Annotated in this window: 17 protein-coding genes and 1 pseudogene; 8 read left to right on the top strand and 10 right to left on the bottom strand. The window is 60.3% G+C overall.

Annotation, left to right across the window (positions count from 1 at the left end):
- Positions 1-130 precede the first annotated feature (130 nt).
- Both EJ072_RS14080 and EJ072_RS14075 read right to left on the bottom strand, forming a co-directional pair.
- Positions 131-3,106, bottom strand: coding sequence for a plasmid replication protein, CyRepA1 family (locus tag EJ072_RS14080; RefSeq protein ID WP_126080223.1), 2,976 nt, complete (start codon positions 3,104-3,106; stop codon positions 131-133).
- A gap of 83 nt (positions 3,107-3,189) precedes the next feature.
- A complete protein-coding gene (locus EJ072_RS14075) occupies positions 3,190-4,245 on the bottom strand; it encodes a hypothetical protein (protein ID WP_126080222.1) in 1,056 nt (351 codons plus the stop codon).
- 493 nt (positions 4,246-4,738) lie between these two features.
- On the opposite strand from EJ072_RS14075, the gene EJ072_RS14070 reads away from it, so the two are divergent.
- Positions 4,739-5,428, top strand: coding sequence for a gamma-glutamylcyclotransferase (locus tag EJ072_RS14070; RefSeq protein ID WP_126080221.1), 690 nt, complete (start codon positions 4,739-4,741; stop codon positions 5,426-5,428).
- A gap of 185 nt (positions 5,429-5,613) precedes the next feature.
- Here EJ072_RS14070 and EJ072_RS14065 read toward each other — a convergent pair whose 3' ends face one another.
- From EJ072_RS14065 to EJ072_RS14035, 8 genes and pseudogenes are all read right to left on the bottom strand, one after another.
- Complete coding sequence (locus EJ072_RS14065) at positions 5,614-5,850, bottom strand: hypothetical protein (protein ID WP_126080220.1); 237 nt, start codon at positions 5,848-5,850, stop codon at positions 5,614-5,616.
- Between the two features lie 251 nt (positions 5,851-6,101).
- Positions 6,102-6,758: a hypothetical protein gene (locus EJ072_RS14060; protein WP_126080219.1), complete on the bottom strand. Its 657-nt coding sequence runs from the start codon at positions 6,756-6,758 to the stop codon at positions 6,102-6,104.
- Between the two features lie 243 nt (positions 6,759-7,001).
- The gene (locus tag EJ072_RS14055) at positions 7,002-8,813 is read right to left on the bottom strand and encodes a recombinase family protein (RefSeq protein ID WP_126080218.1); all 1,812 of its coding nucleotides are present in this window, start codon (positions 8,811-8,813) and stop codon (positions 7,002-7,004) included.
- Positions 8,814-8,900: 87 nt separating this feature from the next.
- Positions 8,901-9,002, bottom strand: a pseudogene (locus tag EJ072_RS35955) (ATP-binding protein); the annotation flags it as partial.
- A 95-nt stretch (positions 9,003-9,097) separates the two neighbouring features.
- Positions 9,098-10,078 (bottom strand): glycosyltransferase family 8 protein, encoded by a 981-nt coding sequence (locus tag EJ072_RS14050; RefSeq protein WP_126080217.1) that lies wholly within the window; start codon positions 10,076-10,078, stop codon positions 9,098-9,100.
- Positions 10,079-10,270: 192 nt separating this feature from the next.
- Positions 10,271-11,212: a glutathione synthase gene (gene gshB / locus EJ072_RS14045; protein WP_126080216.1), complete on the bottom strand. Its 942-nt coding sequence runs from the start codon at positions 11,210-11,212 to the stop codon at positions 10,271-10,273.
- 223 nt (positions 11,213-11,435) lie between these two features.
- A complete protein-coding gene (locus EJ072_RS14040; protein WP_126080215.1) occupies positions 11,436-11,810 on the bottom strand; it encodes a GtrA family protein in 375 nt (124 codons plus the stop codon).
- 11 nt (positions 11,811-11,821) lie between these two features.
- A complete protein-coding gene (locus EJ072_RS14035) occupies positions 11,822-12,826 on the bottom strand; it encodes a glycosyltransferase (protein WP_126080214.1) in 1,005 nt (334 codons plus the stop codon).
- Positions 12,827-12,951: 125 nt separating this feature from the next.
- Between EJ072_RS14035 and EJ072_RS14030 the strand changes: the two genes are divergently transcribed.
- The 7 genes from EJ072_RS14030 to EJ072_RS14005 all read left to right on the top strand — a co-directional run bounded on the left by EJ072_RS14030 (position 12,952) and on the right by EJ072_RS14005 (position 19,818).
- Positions 12,952-14,463 carry a GtrA family protein gene (locus tag EJ072_RS14030; protein ID WP_245467307.1) on the top strand — a complete coding sequence of 504 codons (1,512 nt, stop codon included), beginning with the start codon at positions 12,952-12,954 and terminating at the stop codon, positions 14,461-14,463.
- The gene (locus tag EJ072_RS36755) at positions 14,405-14,752 is read left to right on the top strand and encodes a hypothetical protein (protein ID WP_245467306.1); all 348 of its coding nucleotides are present in this window, start codon (positions 14,405-14,407) and stop codon (positions 14,750-14,752) included. The genes EJ072_RS14030 and EJ072_RS36755 overlap by 59 nt, the downstream gene beginning before the upstream one ends.
- 246 nt (positions 14,753-14,998) lie before the next feature.
- Complete coding sequence (locus EJ072_RS14025; protein ID WP_126083626.1) at positions 14,999-16,348, top strand: EAL domain-containing protein; 1,350 nt, start codon at positions 14,999-15,001, stop codon at positions 16,346-16,348.
- Between the two features lie 263 nt (positions 16,349-16,611).
- Positions 16,612-17,379: an SDR family oxidoreductase gene (locus tag EJ072_RS14020; RefSeq protein WP_126080213.1), complete on the top strand. Its 768-nt coding sequence runs from the start codon at positions 16,612-16,614 to the stop codon at positions 17,377-17,379.
- A complete protein-coding gene (locus EJ072_RS14015; protein ID WP_245467305.1) occupies positions 17,376-18,308 on the top strand; it encodes a 2-dehydro-3-deoxygalactonokinase in 933 nt (310 codons plus the stop codon). The genes EJ072_RS14020 and EJ072_RS14015 overlap by 4 nt, the downstream gene beginning before the upstream one ends.
- The gene (locus tag EJ072_RS14010) at positions 18,308-18,943 is read left to right on the top strand and encodes a 2-dehydro-3-deoxy-6-phosphogalactonate aldolase (protein ID WP_126080211.1); all 636 of its coding nucleotides are present in this window, start codon (positions 18,308-18,310) and stop codon (positions 18,941-18,943) included. Before EJ072_RS14015 ends, EJ072_RS14010 begins: the two co-directional genes overlap by 1 nt.
- Positions 18,940-19,818 carry an SMP-30/gluconolactonase/LRE family protein gene (locus EJ072_RS14005; protein ID WP_126080210.1) on the top strand — a complete coding sequence of 293 codons (879 nt, stop codon included), beginning with the start codon at positions 18,940-18,942 and terminating at the stop codon, positions 19,816-19,818. The genes EJ072_RS14010 and EJ072_RS14005 overlap by 4 nt, the downstream gene beginning before the upstream one ends.
- Positions 19,819-19,857 lie beyond the last annotated feature (39 nt).

Genomic DNA, 19,857 nt, shown 5'->3' with positions numbered 1-19,857 from the left:
GGTCGGCATCCGTACCTCGGACCGAAACCCCAATGTCAGAGGAGGATAAGTGAAATAGGAGAAAATGTTTCTATATATATTGGGTGGTTATCCGATCACCCCATCTCCGCCTATCGATAACCCGATTAGATCAACTGCTGGCCGACGTTGATGGTTTCTCACAGCGACCAGCGTTCCTCCGCCGTTCTGCTAGATCGACCATCAGGTCGAAATGTTCCTTCTTTATCCCGTAGAGATATGACTTCTTCCCGCCGATGGTTTCCGTACGAGTATTTATCAGGCCAAGGCCGATTTCGTCGAAGACCACTTTCAATTGGCTTATCGGCTTTTCAGTCAAGTCGGTCCTGACAGGTCGGTCGAACTGCGTTTCGAATGGGATCGCGTGCTTGCGGACGTACTCAACGAACTCCGCCAGGTCCTCAGTGCGACATTCCGCGTCCAGGTTGAACTCTCCCAGAGAATAGTATGGCGTCTTCGCTAGAAGGGCCGTTGTGAATAATCCTTTCGTTCCCCTATTGGCGATAAGTCCGGGTGACTGGCTTTCGCCCGAAAACACATCGAAGGCCATCTTGACTTTTAGCTCCAAGAACCTTTTGTCGATAAGCTGCTCGAAAAGCATAACCTTACTTCTCATATGGCCATTATCGTCTAAATCGATCAGTTCGGGTGAGATATTGTAACGATAGAACCGCTCGATGAATGAGCGGGTAAACGAGGCACGCGTGTCATCGTCGACGAAATCGTCCTCTTTCAAAGTGTCGGAAACCTGTTCGAACTCCTCGTCCGACATGGATTTGGCTTTCATCAGCCGTCCAATGGCGTTGGCCCGAGTCAACTTTTTACCCAATGCCCAAGCTGCAGTGCCTGCGTGATGAACGGCGCCTTTGCTCGGTACGGATTTGACCTCCCATCCCTGCCTACGGACATACTCGATAAAATTCGTTTTTAGGTCGTTCTTCGAAGCTCTTTGAGAAGATAGGACTGACGCAGCGATCCGAAACAGCGGATCGTTGTGGCGCCATTCGTGGTACTCGATCTGGCCCTCAGGGCTGTATCCCTTTATCAAGTGACCCATCATCTCGTAATGCAATGCATCGGAGGTGACAGCCTCGATATCGGTTTCGAAGCCGTATCTCGAAGGGTCGATGAATACCCTAACTTCTTTGGGTGACCTGACGCGGGCAAGTTGTTGATCGCAGTCAAAATGCGTAAGGACCAGCGGTTCAAACAGCCCGAAAACCACGTCAAAATGGTCCTGCTCCCGCTCAAACGACAGGTCCACGCCGGTCCCTAGGGACGGAGACGCCAACACAACTTGATATTTCGTGGATTCCAGCCTTGGATCATCAAGGAATGCCCGCACATTGTCGTCGAGCTTCTTAACCGTCGTAGACGTAATAACGATTAGGGCGACGTCTGGGTAGGTCTTGCGAAGGGAGGCTTCGAGCCGTTCAATTGCAGCGCGCGAATTCGCCGTAACGAAGCACCTCTTTTTTGCGCCCACTGCCCTGTGAACCTCTCCAACAAGCTGCTGTTTTGTGGGAACCACGTGGATCGTTCCGCGAGGTTTTCGAAACGTGTTTATCAGGATCGTGTTCTCGCCAGGCACCGCCGCTTTTTGACGCCATTCGCATATGCGCAAGAACGAGTTCCACGACAGATCGGCATCGAGTGCTACGACCTTCTTGGCACGTGATATAAGATGTATGAACCGGTGAAGGACGGGAATCCGCTTCTCGGCAATTGTTGATGAGAGGAAGTGCGCCAGCACCTGCTCTGACTCATCGATAAGGATGTAGTCGTAAGGCGTATCTGTTTTTATTTTCAGCAGGCTATCTAGGCACACGCCATAGCGGTCTTGTCGAACGGCGGACTGCTGGCCATCCTCCGTTAGGTAGCAATCCAGGCCAAGCTTATTGCATGTCGATCTAATCAATGTCCGTCGGTGGCCGATCAGTAGAAACCTGCCGGGCTCCTGCTGGAGCACGCGCTTCAGCATTTGCGTTTTGCCCGTTCCTTTGGGGCTTTTGATGAACGTCGCACCGGCCGATATAGGGAAGTCGTCGAGATATCTCTCCTCGACAAACCTGATTTTTGCGGCCGACAGTTCCTGTCTCCCGGGTGACCAATCGAAAAATGCGTCAATATTGTCGGCAGGGCGGCGGATTTTCGCTACGTCCCGAGCGGCGGCTTCGAAGCTATAGAAATCGTATTTGTCCGTAGCCTGGGCCGGCCAAAAGCTCTGGGCGCATGCCTTGCAGTGGATACCTTTTTGGCCGTTACGATTGACGATTACGAATGCACTCGGGTGCGTGTCTCTGTGATGCGGACAGTACAGCGACTCGGACCGAGGAAAATCGTTGAGGGTCCCGGTGACACCTTTTGCGCTGACCAACTGCTGGTCATCGGGAAGCGGCCAGCTTGATCGTGACGAAGCACGCCTGGCGAAATCCATATCGCTTTGGTCTGCACCGCGGCCTTGCTGAATCAGTTGGTCAAGCAGATCGTTGGAGATGCCACCATTCAACCACACGACCTCGGCATTCCGATTTCCGAAGAATATTCTCGCGGGCTCCGATGCAGTGGGATCGCTTCCGAATCTAAGTATCAACGAGCGCACCGCTGCGCGCATCTCCGCGCCGTCTTCAATCGTCCGTTCCAGCGCGAAACCGATCCTAAAACGATGTTTTTCCTGCGTATGGTTGACCGTAGTGTAGATGAACGTCCCATGCGCGGCGACGAACGGATCATCGACCGCCTGATCAAGGGTCATCGTGCCATCAATGTCGACCGATAGCAGGTCGGTCGCCCTAAAATTCTGATTGTTTCGGGAGCCCTTGAATTCAGCGCTGTACGCATAGCCCTCTAGGATGTTGCCAAGAAGCTCCATCACGTCGAGCTGATGTGGCTCAAATCCAAACGCGAATGCCCCCTCGATTCCCAGGACATTCTTGTCGATCAGGCGGCGGTTGATCGACAAGCGCATTTTGCGCGTTAGCCAGCTAATCCCGTCTCGGCTTTGAGTGTTTGAGACATGACCCTCTATGTCGGCGCGGCCCGGCTCTCGCTGTTCGTCACGAGCGGCAGAATCGTCGAAGATTTCCACGAAAGTCCCCTTTTTGCTGCACGGTCGAAAGGGGCTTCGCCCACGAAGGGCGAAACCCTGAGTTCAAGCAAAAAAGCAGGAGTTTACGCCGCCTGGCTCAGTTCGTCGGCCTGATTCGGCCAGCCGTCATTTGCCTGGTGCTTGCCAGCAAACCAATCGGCGTAAGTGGCGACATCTGCTGTCTCGTCACAGCTTGGCATCTGGCCGTAGTCTGGTATCGCGCCGTACTCGGGCATCCCGCAGTCTTCTGGTGCCTGGTCGAGGTCTGGCATCTCAGGAGTCTTTGGCAGCTTTGTTCGGTGAAGGGTTCTGATGTCTATGATGCCCTCCGAACCGTGGACGACCGGCTCGCCAAGCTCACTCGCCAACGCTAACAGTGTCCCGTCTGCCAGCTCAACATGCCGGAACAGTGACTTCGCTTGCCCGAAGTCGATCACGAAATCATGGCAAGGGTAGCCCTGAGCTAAACTGATCACCGCATCTTCCTCGGCATTGCCCGATATCGATGCCAATTGGCTTCCGTACCTGATCCCCTGTTCCACTCCGCGCTTTTGGCGGCCGAGCACAGCAGGGTCTATCCTTGCCACCAATGGCGACACGATATTGGTCGCCATTGATCCGCATATTTCCGAAGCGAGCTTGAAGCTGATACTGCCCTGACTAAGCGCGATCAGATTGGCGACGGACGTTTCGAAGAACTTGGCTGACGCCTGCATGACGGCTTCGAGAGAGGCTTGCGTGGACAAACTCGAATCTACGATTCCGAGTTCATCCCGCTGCAGGCCTTGCGCATCAATCGGCCCAAGCTCCGCGAACGGAGACATCCATAGTCGATTGGCACCAAGCGCAACGATCGTCCCGGCACTTTTGCACTGAGCCGGAATGAAGATATCGAAGCTGTCGTAGAAGGTTTGGAAAAGTCTGGAGATTTTGAAAGCAGCGGTATCAGAGCCGCCAGTAGTGATCAGAATTAGTATGACGTTGTCTGATCTTCGGGAAAACACCACTTCATTGCGAAGTGCTTCGTACCCTTTTTCGCCTATTTCCCCAGCGTATACGTAGATGTCGCTGGAGTATTCCTTAGAGGCCTTGAGGCCGAGTTTGCCGAGCTGAGTTTTCGAGGATGTTGATCCTGCCATGCGATTTCTAGTCCCTCCGTTGGCGCTTGCAGAGGTGTCCCTGCAGGCGGACGGAATAGATAGGTACGGCAAATTGTCGGCACAAGTACCCCCTTCAAGAAAATTTGCGAAAAAGTTTGCGGGTCCTTTGCGATGAAAGGCGGTCACGGGAAAGTCGTGCACCTTTGGCCGTCGTAGCTCATTGCCAGGTCCGCGAAAAATTTGTGACCGTTGACAGAATGGCCTTTCCTTTTGGCGCCTTCGAGCCTGACTTGCCAGCGGCTGCCTGCCCAAGAGTCCCGTCCCCGACGTATGATCCCTACCCGGAAAACAACTAAGTTCTGAGCAATTGCATGGCTCCCGAACGGGAACTCTGCAGGCGTGGTCGGTCCCGTCTGCGCGACCTTTGGAAATGCTAATTCTTACCGCGTGTTTGTAAAAGGCGGGTTCGGCAGTAACATTCCGGTACGTGGGTCACGATACAGAGGGTCGAGAGGTGCGAGCGCGACGCCATATGGCGCTGACAGCCGATTTAGTCGCGCTCACAATTCGCGCGGTTGAGAATGCCGGTCCGGGCCCGGATATCGTTCGCAATACCGAAACCGACTGGAACGCCATCGTTCGGCAAATGTTGGCAACGCGACCTGATAAACAGGATGTGTGGGTTTTCGCCTATGGCTCACTTCTGTGGAACCCGGCCATAGAGCATGTGGAGGAGCGGGCTGGCGTGGTTCCAGGTTGGCACCGTTCGTTCTGTATTCGCCTGCAAGATTGGCGCGGAACAGTCGAACAGCCGGGCTTGATGATGGGGCTCGACCGGGGAGGCCAATGCAGCGGATTGGCGCTACGGCTGGCTGAGGACACTGTCGAGACCCAACTCGGAAATCTTGTCCGGCGTGAAATGCCGGTGAGGCCTTCCAGCAAGCCCTTTACCAACACTCCACGTTGGGTGCAGGTTCAGACAGCCCAAGGGCTCGTTCGCGCCCTTGCGTTCGTCGTCAATCGAAAGGGGCTCAACTATGTGGGAGGCCTTACCCCGGACGAGACGGCAAGCGTTTTGGCCACGGCGTGCGGGCGTGGAGGATCGTGCGCCGAGTACCTTTACAACACAATCTCGCAATTGGAGACCTTGGGCATTCGGGATCGCAACTTGTGGCGCTTGCAGTCACTTGTCGCAGACAGGCTTATTTCATTGCATCTGTGACTGAGCCGCTGGCGGGGCGAACTCAGAGTTCGCCGACGCGTGGGGCCTGATCGTAGTCGGCATGCGGCGCAAACTATCTTCGCGGGACGAATTCGACGTCAGCGCAGGTTGCGCCGGCTGGCGTAGTATTGGGTTGCCTTGGAACGGCCCGGTGGTCTGGGTTCTTCGCCCAGTTTTTAGCCCGGCTACCAGCCGATAGTATTTATTTGAGAAAGCTCGGCGATGTCGCCATAGATCATCGAGCCTTGGACGAGAAAACACGAGCTGCTGAGAACTTCAAATAGTGCGCTTGACGAAGTGCACGGCGGGCGGGTCTGGAATGTCGCGTGCGAGGGCCTCGCGGTTTGTACCTTGCTGCCCTTGGCTTCGGCATAGCCGACGCTTATCGCGAGGACGACGACAGCAATGATTGTCTTGCTCATGATTAACCCCCGAGCAAAACCAGGTTGCCACCCTCGCAACAATGTAGCACCGGCCCAAAATGCTTCTATCCACCAATTGGATGATTTTGGATCATCTATGTTGGCTATCAACAGCACGTCGATTCGCCTGAACGGGAGCGGTTTTTGTCTCGGGTCGCTTTGAATCGTTACGCCCCAGTCGCATAACGGCTGAGTTCGCCAACGAGAAAGCTGCGAATTGTGGTGGGCAGCTGCCGCGGTTTCCTCAAGGGTCAATACAAGGTTGCACGCGGTATCGGCAGCACCCTGAAATCGTCACCGACCAAAAGCTCCGAATTATTGTGCCCTATGAATTTCGCCATGTACGAAGTGGCACGACCCTCACCCGTCGAATTTCGATGGTCGTGATCCAGAGCCTGGATATCCATCTCCCTTATCGAGAACCGTTCCTTGAAGGCTGAGAACCGTTCTGTGTCGGCGATTAGTTTTTGAAAGCCCTCTCGAACTTCATCCCCGAAAATCCAGATCGAATGGATATGTGGGTTTTCCAGCTGACCCATCGATCTCCAATATCTCGATCCATTCATGTCCAGGCAACCGATTGCCAATGGCTTTAGGGGGTCGAATGACGGTCGATGGTAGTTACGTCCTATCAGTTGCCGGCAGGTGAAATTATATATGTCGGTGAACGTATCCAGCACCGATTTCGCCTTGGGAATGTCGATTGAGGCGGAACCTTTTAGCCGCAGATTGCGACTGCTGTGATCGAATGAGATCGTGATGAAGTACCCATTCCGTTTCGGGAATGTTGAGACGGAATCGAACCTGCCTTTGTGCTCGTCGATGAACTGATCGATCCGGTCGTCGAACCAGGATGCATACTGTGACGTAATGGAAGTAGGAGAGGGGTTTGAGACGGTCTGGAACATGAGCTTGGTCTTTTTCAAAGGGATACAGACCCATCGGAAATGCGGTGGGCGAAAATGGATTTGGGTGTTCGAAGTCGTGCGAGGATAAGCCGTCGGCACGGCTCGAAAACCGGTGTCGCATGTGAAAACTGAGAAACGAGGGAAAGGCTGTTCTGAAGGTTCTAAGGTGATGGCCGGATAGGCGGCCCGGCTATTTATGATGAAGAGATCGCGAAACTCTCGACTTGGGTGAGAAATCCCCGGTCACTGCACCGAAGCAGGCTCGTCGAATATGTTGTCCCACCCCTCAGACCAGCCAATCGGCATCCCGCGATCGCTGCCGGAGATTCCGCCGTCTTTGTCGACCAGAACCTCTGCAATTATGTCGGTCGGTTCGTCACTTCTGACGACGACATAGCGAGAAACCCCGTCGGCTAGCATCACCTTGAAGCTTCGATTGTACCGCTGCCCTTCCTCGTTGGACTTCTCGATGTGGTCGATCAATCGATCCCGTTCAGCTGGGCTTAGCTCCTGGCTTTCCAAGAAGGTCCTAATCCCCTTCATTTTGGGCCGCCTACCATCTGCCGCTATCCTCAATGAAGTAACCAGTATGCTCAGGCGATTTGCCACTGCCGCACGTCGCTCAAAAATGTCTGGGGCGGACATATCCTGAACCGACGCGATCAATGAACGCAACTCATCGGCAGAGAGGGTTGGTAGCATGTCCGCCATCGATCTTTGTTCACGGATTTCCGCGATTAGAGCCTCTTCGGTAGCGATTGACGCTTCACATTCGTCGAGCTTGCCCTTGATGAAGGCCGTGGATGATCCCGGCTCGGTCAACAGATCGAAAATCCGCTCCCGCTTGGCACTGAGTTGGCGAATCTTTTCCTCGATAGCCGTGATTTGCTGTTCGACCGATGCGCGCTCGGAATTCTCAGCCGCAGCTCTCAACGTGGCTGTGAGGTCGATTTCTTTGACGAAATAGAGAAACGACGTCTCGAAATCGGAATATCTCCAACTGATGCTTTCACACCCGAGACCGCGAACGGCGTTTGTACATTTCAGCGCCTGCGACCCCTTGGGCGGGCGCCCTTTGTGGACGAACCTCATCGGGGCGCCGCAGTACTCGCATTTGGCTATTTTAGTGAATAGATTCCGGTATTCAGGGCCCTTTCGTCCGGCCCCTTCCACGAGTCTCCTTCGGCGCGAGGCTTGGACTCGATGGAACTGGTCCTCTTCAATGACCTTCGGAAAGTACCCCGCCACCGGTTCGCCGTGCGGAACACGATCCCCATGGTCATCGTAGCGATGCGGCTGAAACTCTCCCAGCACAGCTCGATTGTTGAGGATCTTGGTGACGTATGATTCGTGCCAGCCATTCGATTTTGTGAATGTTTGAATGGCTGACTGATTGAGCCGACGCGCGATGGAAAAGGACCCATTCCCTGTGTCGGCTAACTGGAAAATCTGGCGGACAACTTCGACCCTTTCGGGGATCAAGTCAAAACCCGTTCGATCCTCCTGCAATAATAACCAAGCTGGGCAGACCTTGGTCAGTTTCCTGCTAGCGGCATTCTTCCGCTTGTTCTCCCAAGCCGCGCCAACTCGTATGCTCTTGGTCTTGGACTCCTCATAAGCTCGACCTAGGACGACAACCGAGTAGATTACGTCGGCAACGTTGGTATCGCCGGCTCGGTAGACGTGATTATCGGCGAGGGTAACGACATTGATTCCGCCCTTCACAATGTCGAAAAATATCGGCACGGAATCGAGTATCTGCTGACGGCTGATACGATCCAACGACTCGACCAGCAGATATGAGCCCTTGGCGATCTGCCCGGCCCTTACAAGCTCCAGAAATCTCCCGAGTGCCCCCGATGAGACGTTGGCGCCCTTGAACGCTGAGACGCCAATATCCTCAAGCTTGAAATCTTCAACAAGCTGTAGGTCGTGCTGCTCGGCATACCTCTTTGAGGCCTGCTCTTGCCTTCGGAGGCTGTCGCCTCGCAATTGAATGTCCGTGGACATTCGGATGTAGGAATAAGCCAGCGGACCGGAAAATTCAGAAGCCATACGACGCTATGTAGACCGGCAGAAATTCAAGCTCAACGAGCTTTGGCGTCAGGACTGACCATCGACTTAGAAGACATTAATCCGCCTTACCATCTGCATGCCGACCTTGCCAGGCCCGACCATCACCTGGACATCGACCGGCAAGGCCTCGATGCCCTGGAAAGCCACCGTGCGAACCCGCGCCACCATTTAAGCCCCCGGAATACCAGCTCACATGGCCTTGCGATCAGGCCGCGAGTGAAATCAGGCTAGACAACCACAGATTTTCGCTTTGGGCAAGAACATTACGAGAACGTCAGCAACTGCGCGTCTCGTTCCCGCGCGGCAGTCGAGTGCTGCGGCGGCAACGGAACCTTCGAGAACATCTTACCAAGGCTTCGCAGATGCGGCTTGGTAAATCGACGGTGGTAGTAGTAAGTCGCCAGGGCGGAGGACCAGTATTTTCTGCGCAGCCCGATAAGGCCAAGGATCATCTTGCGCCTACGAGCGGATTTCAAAAGCAGCGTCCCCTCCGGGATATCCGAACCCGACAGGGTTCTGTAGAAATTGAAAACATCGGCAAAAGGCACGCGCCTGTAGCGCCAGGGCTTGGCCGACCCTGCATAGTGGATCACCTTGGGAAGTCGCCGTTCGATTTCCACATAGCGCTCTGAAAAGAAATTCCATTCCCTGCCGAGGAAGAGAACTCGTCCGCGCACCACCGTGTTCAAGGCCGTCTGGTCGAGGTATCGCGACTTGGCGGTTTCACGAACCGTCGCAAAGACCCTGTCCGCAATGCCTTCCCTGCGCCAGGCGACGAGATTCATCACCAGAACGCCGGAATTGATATATTCATTCCGGGACATTTCGATGTCGTCGAGTTCCTCCTGCTCGACGAAGCCGTCAACCACGCCGGCGACCAAATTGTCGCCCAGGTCCGCCAACCAGAGGGCACCGAGATCGGACACCACCAGCGTATCCGCATCCAAATAGATGGCCTTGTCGCAATCAGGCAATATCTCGGGAATGAGTATTCGGGCATATGCGGCCGTCGTCAGCAGCTTGCCTCTTGTCGGCAGATCGGAAATCCGCTTGCCGTCCGCTTGCACCAACTGACAGTCAATTCCGTTTCGTTCGCAAAAACGGCGAAGCTCTATCACGCTCGCAGGCTCTATTCCTGCATCGATGACGACGAATTTCGCCTCGCGATTATGAATCCAGGCAGAAAAGATGAATAGAAAAAGCCCGGGCACAAAGTTATTGTCGCTTGCGGTGACAATTACCATGAAATTGCGAGCCTTGGAAAACGGGGAGTCAGGCCCAGTTGTGGATAGAGCGCGGGAGCATTTCCGGTCATAGGCAGCACATTGGCATCTCGCCCCCCAAAATAGTTCGTCGTCCACTGCAGGCGGAAGCCCCGTTACCTTATTCGGCGACACGACGGGCCCGATGGAACGCCGCCTGCATCGTGAAGAGAATTACCCCCGCTTCTCCTCCACGCAATCCCAGAACAGGGCCGCGATATCCGCCCCGCCAAAGCGCTTGACCTCGCGGATGCCGGTCGGCGAGGTGACGTTGATCTCGGTCATGTAGTCGCCGATCACGTCGATGCCGACCAGGATGAAGCCGCGTTCTTTCAGGGAAGGCCCGATGCGGGCGCAGATCTCGCGTTCGCGCTCGGTCAGCTCGGTTTTCTCGGCGCGGCCGCCGACATGCATGTTGGAGCGCGAATCGTGCTCGGCCGGCACGCGGTTGATGGCGCCGACCGGCTCGCCGTCGATCAGGATGATGCGCTTGTCGCCCTTGCGCACGTCCTTGAGGTAGCGCTGCACGATATAGGGCTCGCGGAACAGCTGGCCGAACATCTCGAGCAGCGAGGCGAGGTTGCGGTCGGCCTCGTGCAGGTGGAAGATGCCGGCGCCGCCATTGCCGTAGAGCGGCTTGACGATGATGTCGCCGAATTCCTTGCGGAAGGCCGCCACCTCCTGGGGATCCTTGGTGATCAGCGTTTCCGGCATCAGGTCCGGGAACTCGGTGACGAAAATCTTTTCCGGGCTGTTGCGCACCCAGGCCGGATCGTTGACCACCAGCGTCTTCGGATGGATGCGCTCCAATATGTGTGTGGTGGTGATGTAGTTCATGTCGAAGGGTGGATCCTGCCTCAGCAGCACCACGTCCATCTCGGAGAGATCGGTGCGCACCTTCTCGCCCAGCGAATAATGGTTGCCCTTCTCGTCGCGCACCTGCATCTCCTCGACGCGCGCGAACACCTTGCCGTCCCGCATCGACAGCCGGTCGGGCGTGTAGTGGAAAAGCTTGTGGCCGCGCCGCTGCGCTTCCAGCGACACCGCGAAGCTGGTGTCGCCGGCGATCGACACGGTGGAGACATGGTCCATCTGGACGGCGATCTTGAGCGGCATTTTTCCTCTCCGGGGAAACTCAGCCGTCGATATAAGGAAATCGGCGGCTCCTGCCAATCGTGCTCGCTTGGTGCAGAAGCTTAGAGACCGTTTCGAAATTCGCTCTGGCGAGTCATATGGTGGTGGTTTTGAGAACCGGAGCGGAGCGGACTTCGCGTCCGTGAGCACCGGAAGCGGAGAAGCCGCCAACAGATAGCCGCCAGAGTGGAATTTCCAAGCGGTCTCAGCGGTCGAAGACCAGCCTGGAATAGCCCAGGAAGGACAGCGTCATGGCAACGATCGAGGCGATGGCGAGCGCTGCCAGCGGCGGCAGGGCCGGCAGAGCGAGCAGGACGGCGCAGTAGACCAGATAGTTGAAGATGCTGGTGGCGATGCCGACGCCGCCATAGCGGGCGCCTTCCTCAGCGATGCTCCGGCTCGACGGCGCGAAGGTCACATGGCGGTTGATCTGCCACGTGACGCAGAGCGCGAAGCCGATCGACAGCACGCGCGCCGAAAGCGCGCCAAGCGGCGTGGCGGCAAGCAGCAGCCAGAGCGCCGCCGCATCCGCGGCGAAGCCGATGCCGCCGGCAAGAGTGAAGCGGAAGAGGCGGCCCACTATGCCGCCCCCTATGCCGCCCTTGGGGCCTTGCCCGGCTCGCTTTTCGGCGAGGCCTGTGCCGGTACCCCGCGCTCCGCCCGGGCTGAGGAAATCGACAGGTAGAAGATGCGCTTCTGCTCGGCGCGGCCGCGCGAGACCGAATCGAGGATCAGCCCGGTCATCATCGAGAGCATGGCCAGAAGCAGCATGCCGATCGACAGCACCCAGGTCGGCATCCGCGGCACGAGCCCTGTCTCGGCGAATTCGATGACCACCGGGATCATCAGGCCGATGCTCGCCGCCAGAAAGAACAGCGCGAAGGTGCCGAAGAAGCGCAGCGGCTGCGTCTCCTTCACCAGCATGGCGAACATCCACAGGATCCTGGCGCCGTCGCGGAAGGTCGACAGTTTCGACGACGAGCCTTCCGGGCGGCGGCCGTAATCCAGCGCCATCTCGCTCACCGGCAGCTTCAGCTGCGAGGCATGCACCGACATCTCGGTCTCGATCTCGAAGCCGCCGGACACGGCCGGGAAGCTTTTGACGAAGCGGCGCGAAAACACCCGGTAGCCGGAGAAGATGTCGGTGAAATCGGTCCCGAACAGGCCTTTGTAGAGCCGGTTGAAGATGTGGTTGCCGAAGGCGTGGCCGTTGCGGCCGGCATCGTCGGTCACGCCGCGCCTGGTGCCCACCACCATGTCCGAGCGCTCGGTCTGCAGCACGTTGATCAGCTGCGGCGAGTCTTCCGGCGCATAGGTGCCGTCGCCGTCGGCCATCACATAGATGTCGGCATCGATGTCGGCGAACATGCGCCGCACCACATTGCCCTTGCCCTGGCGCGGCTCGCGCACGACGATGGCGCCGGCTGCGCGGGCCTTCAGCGCCGTGAGGTCCTTGGAATTGTTGTCGTAGACATAGATCGCGGCCGACGGCAGGGTCTCGCGGAAGCGCCGCACGACCTCGCCGATCGTGAGCTCCTCATTGTAGCAAGGCAGGAGCACGGCGATGACCGGCTCGTGGCGGACTGCATGCGGCATGTCTGTCTCCGGGCGCCCGACCAGCCTCCGGCCGGCCTGATGCCGGTCCCGTCGAGCCGTTTTACTATTTATTGAAGCCGTTAAGGCTAGGTTTAAACCGATCCTCTCCCGTCAAAGGTCACGGCATGGGCACAGCCGAGAACGGCGCCGCCGCGTGGAAATCCGACCTCGTGCTGGCACTGCTTGCCGCCCTGCTCGCGCTCGCCGCCGATGCGTGGACCGGCTTTGGCCAACTGACTGATGCCGGCGGCGACAACGACAATCTGCTGCGCCTCGTCGAGGTCCGCGACCTGCTTGCCGGTCAGGGCTGGTTCGACCTTCACCAGTATCGCATGGGGCTGGAAGGCGGCTTCGTCATGCACTGGTCCAGGCTGGTGGATGCGCCGATCGCCGCGATCGTGCTTGCCGCCTCGGCGCTGACCGGCAGCAGGCCGCTTGCCGAGGACGTGGCGCAGGTGCTGTGGCCGGCGCTGCTCTTCTGGTCGACCCTGTTCTTCACCGCTCGCGCCGCGCGCAGCTTCGGCGGCGCCGGCGCGGCGCTGCCCGCCATCCTGGTCGGCGGCGCCGGCTATTATTTTCTCGGCATTTATGACCCCGGCGCGCTCGATCACCACAACGTCCAGCTGATGCTCACCATGGCGAGCCTCGCTTTGCTGCTCGAGGCGCCTGCCTGGCGCTGGGCCGCGCTGTTGTCCGGCCTCTCCGCGGCGCTGACGCTCGCCGTCGGCATGGAAACCGTGCCCTATGTCGCCACCATCGGGGTCTGCGTGTCGCTGCTGTTCGTCGCCGATCCGAGCGGCGAGCGGACAATCGCCCGCGATTTTGGCCTCGGCTTCGCCGGCGTCGGGGCGCTTGTCTTCGTCGCCACCATCCCGCCCTCCGCCTGGGGCGTGGCTGAGTGCGATGCCTTCTCCGTCGCGCAGTTCGTCGTCGCCGCCATCGCCGGCGTCGGGCTGGCGGCGATCGCCTTGGTCGAGCCCGCCGCCGGCAGCCGGCAGCGCGGGCTGGCGTTGCTTGCCGCGCTGGGCGTCGTCCTCGGCGCGGTCGTGGCGGCGCTGTTCCCGCAATGCCTCTCGGCGCCCTATGCCAATCTCGACCCGCGCCTGAAGGAACTGTGGCTCGACCATATCGACGAGGCCCAGTCGCTGTTCACGCAGCTCGTCCATGATCCGGCGCGCGTTGCGGCGCGTTATGCGACGCCGCTGGTCGCGATCATCCTGATGGCGTTGCGCTTCCGCCGTGGCGGCTGGCGGCGGCAGGACAGCCTCGTCGCGGCGCTGCTCGCCGTCTCCTTCGTGGTCGGCGCCTGGCAGCTGCGCGGCACCACCTTCTCGATCGCCTTCGCGGTCATTCCGCTGTCGGCCTGGATCGCGAAATGGCGGGCGCGGGCGGAAGCCGGCTCTTCGCCCGGCGTGGCGCTGCGCCTCGCGGCCGTCTGGCTGGTCTCGATCAACCCGGTCTGGACCGGCGTTGCCGCCGCCGCCTCGGTGGCGTTCGAAAAAAGGACCGGCTGTCGCCGACCGCGGCGCGATGGACAAGGCCTGCCAGAAGAAGGCCACCTTCGCGCCGCTTGGCGGCATGACCGGCACGACCGTGCTTGCGATCTCCAATCTCGGCGCGCCGATCCTCGTCTATAGCGGCCACAAGGTCTTCGCTGGCCCCTATCATCGCAACGTCGCCGGCAATCTCCTGGCGCTGGACGCCTTTCTCGGCTCGGCCGATGACGCGCGGCGGATCGTCGAGGCGCATCGTGTCGGCCTCGTCGCCATCTGCCCCGGCAATGGCGAGAGCCGGACCCTGACCCAAAAGGCGCCACAGGGCTTCCTGGCCGGGCTGCTGCGCGGCAGCGTGCCGGACTGGCTCGAGCCGGTCAGCGAGACCAAGGGCAGCCCGATCGAGCTCTATCGCGTCAGACAAGCCGGTTAAAGGAAAGCGCAAGCGGCGGGCGCGATCGCACGGCCGGAAGCGAATCTGGAAAGAGTATTCGACATCTATATTAGAAGTTTCGAATGAAAGAATATTTTGGAGCGGATCGGAAGTCCTTGTCCAAGGCTGAACCGTTGCCGGCGGCGCAAGCAACTCCTGGACGAAGGAAAATCGATTTTCCGATACTTTTCCTAAACGCTTTGGTGCCAGTCTGATGAGAAATACCGACATCAGAACAGGGACATGATGCAAACGACGTTTGGCACCGGTCAGCCAGGCAAGGAAAACACGGATCTGGCCTTCACGGATTCGTTGACCGGGCTCGGCAACCATCGTCGCTTCTTCGACAAGGTCGATCGCCTGATCAGCGACCGCGCCGACGATCCCGCGCCCTTCACCGTCGGCATCCTCGACCTCGACGGCTTCAAGCCGATCAACGACCTGTTCGGCCACAAGGCCGGCGACGACATCCTGATCCAAGTGGCGATGCGCCTGCGCGCCTCGATGGATGGCTATTCCACCGTCTGCCGAATCGGCGCCGACGAGTTCGCCTATCTCTACCCGATGGTGTTCTCCGAGGAGCAGGCGGCCGAGAAGTCGCGCATGCTGATCGAGATATTGTCGGCGCCCTATGACGTCGGCGAGCGCACCGCGAGGCTCTCGGCCTCGGTCGGCTGCTCGCTCTTCTATTCCGGCGACGAGACCACCGAGATCCTGATCAACAAGGCCGAGACCGCGCTTTATCACGCCAAGCGCTCGGGCCGCGGCCGCGTCGTCGTCTACACGCGCGAGATGGAGGAGGCGGCCAAGCGCGTTACCCGCATCGAGCAGGCGCTGCGCCGCGCCGTCTCGGCCGGCGAGGTGGAGCCGCATTTCCAGCCCATCGTCGATTTGAACAGCCGCCGCACCATCGGCTTCGAGACCCTGGCGCGCTGGACCGACCGCGACCTCGGCGTCGTGCCGCCATCCGTCTTCATCCCGATCGCCGAAGAACGCGGCATCATCGGTCCGCTGTCGCAGCTGGTGCTGCGCAAGGCGACGGAAGCGGCTCGCAGCTGGCCCAAGGATCTGTTCCTGTCCTTCAACCTGTCGCCCTCGCAGCTTGTCGACCAGAACACCGGCCTGCATATCCTGGCCATCCTCGAGCGCACCGGCTTCGACCCGCGCCGCCTGGAGATCGAGATCACCGAGACCGGCCTGATGAACGATCCGGCCTCGGCCGAGAAGATCGTCGAGGACCTGCGCCGCGTCGGCATCCGCGTCTCGCTCGACGATTTCGGCACCGGCCAGTCCTCGCTCGGCCGCCTGCGCGAGTTCCATTTCGATAAGCTCAAGATCGACCGCGCCTTCGTCTCCTCCATTCTCGACGACCGGCCCTCGGAGCACATCATCCGAGCGATCCTGGCCATGTGCGAGGGGCTCGGCATGGATGTCGTCGCCGAAGGCATCGAGGACGAGGCGCAGGCCGACCGCCTCGTCCAGTTCGGCTGCGCCGGCGGCCAGGGCTATCTGTTCGGCAAGCCGGCCGATGCCGACGCCACGCTCGGCTATCTGCGCGATTCCTATCGCGGCGCGCTGCATGCCAAGGCAATCTGACAACAGCTTTGGGAATCGCATAGGGCGGCGCTAGCCCCCTCATCCGGCCGCTTCGCGGCCACCTTCTCCCCATCGGGGAGAAGAGACTGGCGTCGACGCCGGCAATCTCCTCTCCCCTCGGGGAGAGGTCAGCCGAGCGAAGCGGAGGCTGGGTGAGGGGGAGTGCCGCATTTGTCGGACATAAGCTGCCGAATCCGCCTTTTCGCCCTTGCCCCCCGGCCCGGCGTGGCTAGGATGCGCGCCGGCCAAAGGGAGAAGAAATCATGATGCCATCGGCACGCTTTGCCGACCTCGACGGCGCCTCGGTGCTGATCACCGGCGGCGGCTCCGGCATCGGCGCGGCGCTGACCGAAGGTTTCATGCGGCAGAACGCGAAAGTCGCCTTCATCGACATCGCCGAGAGGCCAAGCACGGCCCTCGCCGACCGGCTGGAGAAGGAGCTCGGCCGCCGCCCGCTCTATCTCAAGGCCGACCTGCGCGACATCGCGGCGCTGCGCGCCGCCGCGGCCAAGGCGGCCGAAGCGCATGGCGACGTGACCGTTTTGGTCAACAACGCCGCGCTCGACGATCGCCACGCCGTGGAAAACGTCACGGTCGAGTTCTGGGACAACAATCTCGCCATCAACCTGCGGCCGCATTTCTTCACTGCGCAGGCCGTGGCGCCCGGCATGAAACGCGCCGGCGGCGGCTCGATCATCAACTTCACCTCCACCTCCTATCTGATCAACCATCCCGACATGCCGGCCTACACCGCGGCCAAGGCGGGCATACTCGGCCTGACGAAAGGCCTCGCCGGCAAGCTCGGCGCCGACCGCATCCGCGTCAACGCGGTGGCGCCAGGCTGGGTCATCACCGAGCGCCAGCGCGAGCTCTGGGTCACCGACGAGGGCCTCGCCGCCCATGTCGCCAAGCAATGCATCAAGGACGTGATGCAGCCCGACGACATGGTCGGCACGGTGCTATTCCTGGCATCCGACGCCTCGCGCATGCTGACCGCCCAGATGCTGATCGTCGACGGAGGCTTCCTGTGAGCGCGACACCGGCAGTCGCCGCGCTCGACTGGGGCACGACCAGGCTGCGGGCCTGGCTGCTCGACAATACCGGCAACGTGCTTGCCGAGCGGCGCGGCGACGACGGGCTGATCACCGCTCGCGAAAAAGGTTTTGCCAAGGTGCTGGAAGGCCATCTGGCAGCCATGGGCGCGTCGGAGGCGCTGCCGGTCGTCATCTGCGGCATGGCCGGCTCGCGGCAGGGCTGGATCGAGGCGCCCTATCTCACCGTGCCGGCGCCGATCGGCGCGATTCTGCGCGGCGCCGCGCGCATCGAGGGCTCGCGCCGCGACATCCGCATCGTGCCCGGCCTCGCGCAGCGGCTGGCCGACGCGCCGGATGTCATGCGCGGCGAAGAGACCCAGCTTGCCGGCGCCGGTTTGCCGGCAAAGGGAAGGCATCTCGTCTGCATGCCCGGCACCCATTCGAAATGGGTCGCGGTCGAGCACTGCGCCGTCGGAGGCTTCGGCACCTGGCCGACCGGCGAATTGTTTTCCGTCTTGGCTACGCACTCGATCCTGAAACATTCGCTGGGCGAGCATCCCGCTCCGGTCGCCGCCGACAGCCCGTTCTTCCGGCAATGGTGCGAGCGGGCCCTGGGCGAGGGCGGCGACGTGACCTCGAAGCTGTTCGCTATCCGCGCCGCCGGGCTTCTGCAGGATTTGAAGCCCGCCGACGCGGCGGCATGCCTGTCCGGACTGCTGATCGGCGGCGAGATCGCCTCGGCGAGGCGCCGCTATGGCGCCGGCGAAGCGCCGGTGGTGCTGGTCGCCTCGGGCGCGCTGGCCACGCTTTATGGCGCGGCGCTCGGCTTTGCCGGCCTTGCCTTCCGCACCGTCGACGCCGATGAAGCGGTGCGCGCCGGCCTCGTCGAGGCCGCGCGCGAGAACGGCATGATTGGAGGCGCTTGATGAGCCAGACCGCACCCTTCCCGAAGCTCAGGCGAGGCCTTGTCGCCATCCTGCGCGGCTTGAAGCCGTCCGAGGCGGTGGCGATCGGCAAGGCGATCCATTACGCCGGCATCGAGGCGATCGAAGTGCCGCTCAATTCGCCGGAGCCGTTCGTCTCCATCGCCGATCTGGTCAAGGCGCTGCCGCAAACCGCGCTGATCGGCGCCGGCACGGTGCTGACGGCTGCGGACGTCGACGCCTTGCACAAGGCTGGCGGTCGCCTGCTGGTCAGCCCCAACATCGATGCCGAGGTCATGGGCCGCGCCATGCATCATGGCATGGTGACGATGCCTGGCGTGTTCACGCCCACCGAAGCTTTCCAGGCGATCCGGCTCGGCGCCTCGGCGCTGAAATTCTTCCCGGCGAGCGTGCTTGGAGCGAGCGGCATTGCCGCCATCCGCGCCGTGCTGCCGGCAGCGACGCTGATCGGCGCGGTCGGCGGCGTCTCCGACAAGGATTTTGCCGGCTACAAGGCGGTCGGCGTCAGCGTCTTCGGTCTTGGATCCAGTCTCTACAAGCCGGGCGCGACGGTTGAGGACGTGGCGCGGCGCGCCAGCGCCGCGGTCGCCGCCTGGGATGAAGCTTTCGGAGGATGACAATGGACGGCGTTTCGGTTTTTTCCGACCATATCTGCGAGCTCGGCGAAGGCCCGAGCTACGATCCCGCGACCGACACGCTGTTCTGGTTCGACATCGTCAACGGCAAGCTTCTGGAAAAGCCGCTCGCCGGCGCGCTGAAGGTGCATGACCTCGGCGTCATGGCCAGCGCCATCGCCGTCATCGACGCCGATCGCCAGCTCATCGCCACCGAGATCGGCCTGCAGGTCCGCGACGTGAAAACCGGCAGGCTGACGCTGCACACGCCGATCGAGGCCGACAATCCGGTGACGCGATCCAACGATTCCCGCGTCCATCCCTGCGGCGCGCTGTGGACCGGCACGATGGGCAAGGGCGAGGAGAAGGGCGCGGGCTCGATCTACTGGTTCTTCAAGGGCGAATTGCGCCGGCTGTTTTCCGGCATCACCGTCTCGAACTCGATCTGTTTTTCCCTGGACGGCACGATTGCCTACTACACCGACACAGCGACCGGGCTGCTGATGCGCGTCGCCTGCGATCCGGCGACCGGCCTGCCGGCCGGCGAAGTGAAGGTGTTCGTCGATCATCGCTCCTCGAAAGGCTATATCGACGGTTCGGTCGTCGACCGCGACGGCGTGCTGTGGAACGCCGTCTGGGGCGGCAAGGCGGTGAAGGCCTATGCGCCGGACGGCACGCTGCTGCGCGAGATCGCCATGCCGGTGACGCAGGCTTCCTGCCCCGCCTTTGTCGGCGCGAAAGCCGATCGCCTCGCCGTGACCTCGGCCTGGAGCGGCAAGGACGAAAAACAGCGCGCTCTCGATCCGCAAGCCGGCATGACCTTCCTGCTCGATATCCCGGTCAACGGCCGCTTCGAGCCACGCGTGCTGATCGCATAAGACGGTTGAACAGTATCAGGCAATCGCCTTAGGCCGGTC

The organism is Mesorhizobium sp. M2A.F.Ca.ET.046.03.2.1, from assembly GCF_003952425.1.
GTDB lineage: Bacteria > Pseudomonadota > Alphaproteobacteria > Rhizobiales > Rhizobiaceae > Mesorhizobium.
This window is presented reverse-complemented; position numbering and strand designations above follow the sequence as displayed.